8 protein-coding genes and 1 pseudogene are annotated in these 7,105 nt (G+C 44.5%); 6 read left to right on the top strand and 3 right to left on the bottom strand.

The window, feature by feature from the left end; genetic code table 11:
- On the bottom strand, positions 1–1,857 hold a 1,857-nt coding region (locus tag VB714_RS00275; RefSeq protein WP_323220010.1), incomplete at its 3' end, for a glycoside hydrolase family 10 protein.
- A 136-nt stretch (positions 1,858–1,993) separates the two neighbouring features.
- Here VB714_RS00275 and nfi point away from each other — a divergent pair.
- Positions 1,994–2,650 carry a deoxyribonuclease V gene (nfi, locus tag VB714_RS00270; RefSeq protein WP_323220008.1) on the top strand — a complete coding sequence of 219 codons (657 nt, stop codon included), beginning with the start codon at positions 1,994–1,996 and terminating at the stop codon, positions 2,648–2,650.
- Between the two features lie 116 nt (positions 2,651–2,766).
- Here nfi and VB714_RS00265 read toward each other — a convergent pair whose 3' ends face one another.
- Positions 2,767–4,218 (bottom strand): dihydrolipoyl dehydrogenase family protein, encoded by a 1,452-nt coding sequence (locus tag VB714_RS00265; RefSeq protein WP_416309566.1) that lies wholly within the window; start codon positions 4,216–4,218, stop codon positions 2,767–2,769.
- Between the two features lie 219 nt (positions 4,219–4,437).
- Here VB714_RS00265 and VB714_RS00260 point away from each other — a divergent pair, with 219 nt between their 5' ends.
- From VB714_RS00260 to VB714_RS00245, 4 genes are all read left to right on the top strand, one after another.
- On the top strand, positions 4,438–5,106 hold the full coding sequence (locus VB714_RS00260; RefSeq protein WP_323220004.1) for a hypothetical protein: 669 nt from the start codon (positions 4,438–4,440) through the stop codon (positions 5,104–5,106).
- A complete protein-coding gene (locus VB714_RS00255; protein WP_323220002.1) occupies positions 5,078–5,260 on the top strand; it encodes a hypothetical protein in 183 nt (60 codons plus the stop codon). Before VB714_RS00260 ends, VB714_RS00255 begins: the two co-directional genes overlap by 29 nt.
- Complete coding sequence (locus VB714_RS00250) at positions 5,253–5,456, top strand: hypothetical protein (RefSeq protein ID WP_323220000.1); 204 nt, start codon at positions 5,253–5,255, stop codon at positions 5,454–5,456. Before VB714_RS00255 ends, VB714_RS00250 begins: the two co-directional genes overlap by 8 nt.
- 251 nt (positions 5,457–5,707) lie before the next feature.
- The gene (locus tag VB714_RS00245; protein WP_323219998.1) at positions 5,708–5,911 is read left to right on the top strand and encodes a hypothetical protein; all 204 of its coding nucleotides are present in this window, start codon (positions 5,708–5,710) and stop codon (positions 5,909–5,911) included.
- Here VB714_RS00245 and VB714_RS00240 read toward each other — a convergent pair.
- Positions 5,905–6,855 (bottom strand): class I SAM-dependent methyltransferase, encoded by a 951-nt coding sequence (locus VB714_RS00240; RefSeq protein ID WP_323219996.1) that lies wholly within the window; start codon positions 6,853–6,855, stop codon positions 5,905–5,907. The two genes, VB714_RS00245 and VB714_RS00240, sit on opposite strands and share 7 nt — an antisense overlap.
- 63 nt (positions 6,856–6,918) lie before the next feature.
- On the opposite strand from VB714_RS00240, the pseudogene VB714_RS00235 reads away from it, so the two are divergent.
- Positions 6,919–7,086, top strand: a pseudogene (locus tag VB714_RS00235) (ATP-binding protein); the annotation flags it as partial.
- Positions 7,087–7,105: the final 19 nt, after the last annotated feature.

Raw genomic sequence — 7,105 nt, 5'->3', positions numbered from 1 at the left:
ATAAAATGCCTGCCGAGAAGCCGCACCAAACCCATAATTTAAACCCCGATTTGGGTCTTGGAAAGGATAGCGAATGTAATCTAATTGAATACCATCAACATCATATTTTGTTGCGATTTCATCCAAAAGCCTGAGTAAATATGCCCGCAGTTCTGGATTTGCGGGATCGAAAAAGGCTTTTTTCGTGTTCACTTGAAAAGGATTTCCTTGGGCATCTGTCCCCACCCAGTTGGGGTGTTGCGTTAAAACAGGTCCGAGATAGTTTTGAGGCTGTCTTAAAATCTGATTGTGACGTTGATTCGCTGCTGCAAAAATCCACGTCCAAGCGTGGAGTTCCATCCCCCGTTCGTGAGCCAGTTCTACCGCCGCTTCTAGGGGATCCCAGCCCTGTATTAAAGGATTTTGCTCTGGGGCTACCTGACTGGGATAAATAGTATAACTGGCATTCACTGTTTCAAAAAAGACCGTATTAATACCAGCATTGGCAAGGCGATCGAAAATTCGTCCCAGTTCCCGCTTCGATCGCGTTCGCACAATGGTACCGCGATCGAGCCACATGGCACGAGTTTCCGGATAATGCAGTTGTGCTTTTGTGGGATAGCGATCCCAAATCAAGCTCCGAACATAGCGCCCCTGCGCCCTCGCTTGCGGGAAATCCCCCTGTTGAATTAAGGTTTTAAAAGTTTGCAACTGTTCGCGAACTTCGGCTAGTTGAGTATTGAAAGAATTATTGCGAGTTTGTCTGGGGCGATCGGCAGCTTGTTCGATCGCCTCGTTGAGAGAAATTGCTGTATCTTGATTGTTCGCTTCAACAATCAGTAATGCACTTTCGTAACGTCCCTGCAAGCGTTCCAACTCCTGCTGCAACGCACGCAAATCAGCAGGAGTTGAGGCAGGAGTGGTAGAAGTAGGAGGAGTTGTACGAGGAGGAGTTGTACGAGGGGGAGTTGTACGAGGAGGAGTTGTACGAGGGGGAGTTGTACGAGGAGGAGTTGTACGAGGAGAAGGATCGGTAGTCGGTTGAACAGCTATAGTTTCAGCATCTCGACAAGAACCTCCTGTGGAGTTCGTCGCTTGAGAAAAACGCCCGTAACGATTGAGAGAAGCCTGTAACCACAAACTATCCGCTTCAGCCGAAGCAACTTCATTATTGCCCCAACGCCATCCTAAAAAGGTCGATCGGTCGGTAATTACCACAGCAGGAGGCGCACCTTCTGCTTGCCAAGTTGCTACGGTTTGACTATTTGTTCCTGTGGGAATAATCGCCCCCCCATGTATGGTGGTAGAAAGACGAGAAAACCCTGCTGTGTCTGGATTATCTTCAGTTTGAATTTGTAAAGTCGAAGGAGACGTAAGGGGAAAACCCCAATAGGCACCAAAAAGCGATCGCAATTGGGTTTTAATCTGCGGTTGCGATAAATGTCCGGCTGGACCCGTAACAACCACTTTTCCCCCTCGACGCATCCACAGATCGAGAGCATTAATGTGAGCGCCCGTCAGCGTTTCTAAATTAGGTAGGAGTAAAACCCCCACTTCACTATTAAGAACATTAAAAGTCCCGCCGGGTCGAATCTCCGAGAGATCCACGATACAGTAATCTAGTCCTGTCTGTTGCAAGCGTTGGTTAATACTAGACCACTGGCGAACATTTTCTTGACTTCTCACCACCCCAAAGCGATTTTGGACAGGGGAAGTATTGCGATCGCGCTGCGCCCATGCTTCGACGGGAAATAGCCCCAGTATTAAAGTTAGAAAGACAGAGGGAATGACTCGTCCAGAAAAATGGATAAAGCGAAAAGAATAAAATAGGCTTTTCCCATCTTCCCGCTTGAAACTCTTGCTCAGATAATTGTTCAACGCCGACATCTCCGTACCACTACTCGTGGATAAACTCTCAATAATTCAGTAAAGCATACGAATCTGAGCGTGTCAGCGTATCATTGTGTAGTAAAACTTAATTGTTACGAATTGTAACAAACTCTTTGATAGAAAAATGAAGTTGAATATCGAGCATAACTGGTCGCCAACGGAAGCAGAAGCAAAGCAAATACAGGCAGATCTGCGCGATCGCGTCATCAAAAGCGATAGCTTTACAGAAATACGCTACGTCGCTGGAGTTGACGCGGGATTTGAGAAAGACGACTCCACCACAAAGGCCGCCGTTGTGGTTTTAAGTTTTCCCGATTTAAAACCCGTCGATCGCGCCACAGCTAGAATTCCCACCAATTTTCCCTACATCCCTGGATTTCTTTCCTTTCGCGAAATTCCCGCCCTAATTGAGGCGATCGGACAACTGACCACAATACCCGATTTAATTCTCTGCGATGGTCAAGGATATGCCCATCCGCGCCGTTTTGGCTTGGCTTGCCATTTGGGGGTCTTACTTGACCTTCCCACCATTGGAGTCGCTAAAACACGCTTTATTGGACAACACGAAGAGATTCCCATAGAGCGAGGCAGTTGGCAACCCTTGCGAGATGAAGGCGAAATTATCGGTGCAGTCTTGCGATCGCAAACCAATATTAAACCCCTCTACATTTCGATCGGTCATAAAATTAGTCTACCCACGGCGATCGATTATGTCCTGCGCTGCGCCCCTCGCTATCGTCTCCCCGAAACAACGCGCCTCGCCGATCGCCTCGCTTCTTAGGTAATCGCCACTCTCTCCTCGGCTAAAAACTATAAGCGAGACTAAAATAAATCTCATCATCTTGAGCATTAACCGATCGCCTAACTATTTAAAATATCTAGCTATTTTAAATATTTTTAAAGCGATCGCAGGAAATTAAAGAACTTTCTTAAATTGTTTTGTAATCCTTCATTTTGAGCGAACTTTTGTTTATTTAAGAGCAATCCTGCTTTACTATTCACTTCTGAAAGAGTTGGATAAATATGAATTCCTGTCAGTGCTTTCACGGGTAATTTATTAGCCATGGCCAGAACAACTTCATGGATTAATTCTCCTGCGGAAGAACCCACCAGATGCGCCCCTAAAATCTCCCCGTTGGCGCGGGTAATAATTTTACCAAAACCTTTGGTCGCATTCTCCGCTTGAGCGCGATCTACCCCAGCAAAAGGCTGTTTTAACACATAAACATCATCCCCATATCGATTGCGCGCCTGTTTTTCTGTTAAACCCACTCGTGCTAGTTCTGGTTCGGTAAATGTTGCCCAAGGAATAACACGATAATTGGCTTTTGTAGAGAATAGTCTTGTAATGGGAGAAAACAGAGCATTAGTAACAGCAACTACTGCTTCATAACCAGCAACGTGAGTGAATTGATAGCCCCCAATAATATCGCCACAAGCAAAAATACGTGGATTTGTCGTCCGTAAATCTGCACTGACTTTGATGCCTTTTTGATCGTATTGAACCCCTGCCGCTTCTAAATTTAAGCTATCCACATTAGGAATGCGTCCCGCAGAAACTAAAATTTCATCGGCAATAATTTTCTCTCCTTCTCCCTCTTTTGGACCCGCCCACAAGCATTTTTTGCCGTTAATTATTTCAACTTTCTTCGCCCGCGAATTTTTGAGAATGCGAATACCTTCCGATTCTAATTGTTCTTCAACTACTGCTGCGGCTTCTGGATCTTCCTTGGGCATGATTTTATCGTGACTGGCAATAATTGTTACTTTTGCTCCCAAACGATGGAAAGATTGTCCCAATTCGCAGCCAATGGGACCGGCACCAATGACAATTAAGGAATCTGGACATTCTTGTAAAGAAAAAACTTGTTCGTTAGTTAAAAAACCTGCTTCTTTTAAGCCTTCAACGGGAGGAATTGCGGGGCGAGATCCCGTTGAAACGACAAACGATCGCGCCTTTAATTGTTGTCCGTTTACTTCAAAAGTTTCCCGATCGATAAACTTTCCCGACCCAAAAATGACCTCAACTCCCAACCCGCGAAATCTTTCTGGGGAGTCGTGAGGTGCGATCGCCTCGATTACGCTTTGCACATATCCCGTCGCTTCCTCAAAGTTGATTTTCGGGGCATCGGTATAAATGCCAAAACGAGAACTCTGTTTGATTTCGTAAGCAACACGGGCAGCATGAATTAAGGATTTACTAGGAACGCAACCATACCAGAGACAGTCTCCCCCCAGTTTATCTTTTTCTACCAAAGCCACTTTAGCGTTGAGTTGAGCGGCGACACTAGCAACCACTAAACCCCCAGAACCGCCTCCTATGATGACGATATCGTAATTTACTGCCATTTTTTTACCTTCCTTTGCGATCGTCAATTTGCCATCAGGGGTTTGTAGGGGTTTGGTTTCCAAACCCCAAACCCCCAGAAAACCCCCAGAACTCCTATGATGACGATATCGTAATTTACCGCCATTGTTTTACCTTCCTTTGCGATCGAGGGTTTGGAGACCAAACGATCGAGGGTTTGGAGACCAAACGATCGAGGGTTTGGAGACCAAACCCCTACCATGACAGAAACAGCAATTAAAACAGGAGAAATAGGAATGAGACATAAATTACAGCCAATTCCGCTTTGGATACAATGGATTCTCGCGACCAGTCTATCAATTCCTTTAGGTTGGGGTATTTGGGGATTAGCATTTCTCATTCCATTTCTAGATTCTCAGTCACCGATCGCCAGATTCATATTTTTTGCAATGATCGTGATGACTTTTTTGCCCTTGGGTGTGAGTCAATGGGCGATATTGCGTCGGCGAATTCGCCATGCAGTTTGGTGGATTCCTGTAACGGCGATCGGGGTACTCTTGAGCTTATTTGTAGCCTTCTGGAGTTTATCTTTGTTTCGGCTTAATCCTTCTTCTGGACTGCATTTCTTTATCGGTGCTTTTTTTGGGGGAGGGTTCCTTGGTTTTCTGCAATGGCTTGTGCTTAAATCTGCTGGAAAAAGAGCCTATTGGTGGATTCTGGCCAGTGGTTTCGGGTGGATGGGGAGTGTCAGTTGGTTTGCTTTATATTCGATGAAATTTTTGTTTGGTAGCGCTAACCCGTTGGAAATGGCGGGTTGGCTTATATTAGCTGGAGCGAGTGGGGGAATGGGTGGTACGATCAAAGGCATTGCTTTGGCTTGGATTTTAGCTGTTCCCCACAATGGCGATCGCGCTTCTCAAAAAGAATAAAGGCGATCGCGATCGCACCCTCTCCGTATTTTCCGTCATCTCCAACCCCGATCGCATTCCTAGGATTGTTACGAGGACTATCACCGCGCATCCAGGAAAAAAGAGGGATGATATAAATGTAGATAAGGAAGTCAAGGCAAAGAATCATGTTTAACCAACTCGCTCTCCTCCCCGGTGCTATCTCTGAAATTTTCGCTACTGCTACCGAAACGGGCATTTTAACTCTTTCCGATCGCTACGGCTTGATGGCTGCAACTTTGAATGAAAACCTTGAAGAAGAAGAAAGACGAGTTGTAAATCGCCTCTTACAGTCCATCAAACGCGGACGCATTCAACTCGCTACAGCCTAAATACAAGTTTTTCAAGTTTGACTTCCTCTCACTCTTTTTTCCCCTGACATGGCAAGATGTCGGGGGATTTTCTTATCAATTGACCCAGTGATAGAGATCGTCTTTAGCGCTTATAAAGATCGCATTATCTCTGTATTTTCCATCATCTTGAAACCCGATCGCATTCCCCTATTTTCCAAGAGGAGTATCACCCTACGATCGAAAAAAAAGAGAGATAATGTAATTGTCGATAAGAAAAGCAAAAAAAAATCATGTTTAACAAAATTGAACTTCTTCCTGGTGCTATTTTTGAAATACTTGTTTCTGTTGCCGATACTGGCATTTTGACCTTAAGCGATCGCTACGGCTTAATGGCTGCAACTCTTAAAGAAGATTTAAACGAAGAAGAAAGAAGAGTTATCGATCGCCTTATTTATGCAGTCAAACGAGGCAAAGTTTTGGTAAGCTCTCAATAAGGCTTGACAGCAATAATCGTGCGATGGCGCGGATCGCTAGGAGTTGTAATCCGATGCTCGAAACCAGCTTCTTTTAAAGCAGCTTCTACATCAAAAGTATAGAAATCATCGCTCCAAGGTTCGGTGCTTTTCATCAAGACAAATAAAGCTGGAGGTAAACTTTGAATCACAGGAGATTTGGGGTTATTATCGATAATGCTCAAAATGCCACCCGGTCGCAAAATTCGCAACATTTCTTTAAAAATTGCTTTACTGGCGTAACGGGGTAACTCGTGAATGACAAATTGTAGGCTAATAATATCAAAACTGCGATCGCTCAATCCGGTATTTTCTGCATTAGCATGAATCCAGCGATCGATCTCGCCTTTTTCGTCGCGAATCTTGGCGACAGAGAGCATATAAGGAGATAAATCTAAACCAATAGTCCGCACGGGGTCTTGTTGTCGCTGACTGTAGTAATGATGTAAAGTAAGAGTAGAAATTCCCACAGAACAACCGACATCAAGAACATCACGAACGATAGGAGGACTATATTCACCGAGAATTTTGTGAAAGTTGCCGCGCATCCGATTTTCCGCTTCTTGCCAAGTTAAATTTTCTCCTTTCCACACGCGCAAACCCATTGCTTTTGTAGCAGATTCAGCCTCAAAAGCAGCAGCCCAACAGAGATTTCCCTCATTGTAAGCATGGAAAGGGACTTGGTAATATTCAGGATAGGTGAGGTTTTTATTTGTGATTTCAGGAAGAAGGCTTTTAACTGAAGTGCGATCGAGTTTCTGATAAGTTTCGCGCCAAGGAATACCGTTTTTTTCGGCAGTTTTGATGAGAACTTGCCGTGCTTGGCCTTTCATAATGTTATAAAGAGGCTTAGTCTGAATCAGGAGATTAACAAATCGAGAGAGAATATCTTCACCCGCCCAATCAGGTTTGAGTTTGTTTGTCATCGGTTAGTTGAGAAAAAATATATTTCTGATTGTCTCATGGAAAGCTGCATTAATGAAATAAAAGAGCGCATTTTTGAGCAAGGATTTACAACTAAAGAAGTAGGAAAAGGAACGGGTTTGGGCATGGCGATCGCCCATCAAATCTTGGTAGAAAAACATGGCGGCGCGATCGCTTGTACCTCAGAATTGAACAAAGGTACAGAGTTCATAATTTCTCTGCCTTTGAATTAAGATCAAATCCGGTTAATGG

Origin of the sequence: Spirulina sp. 06S082 (assembly GCF_034932145.1) — a bacterium.
GTDB lineage: Bacteria > Cyanobacteriota > Cyanobacteriia > Cyanobacteriales > Spirulinaceae > CCY15215.
Note: the sequence above shows the minus strand (reverse complement) of the source record. Positions and strands in the feature narration are given on the sequence as shown.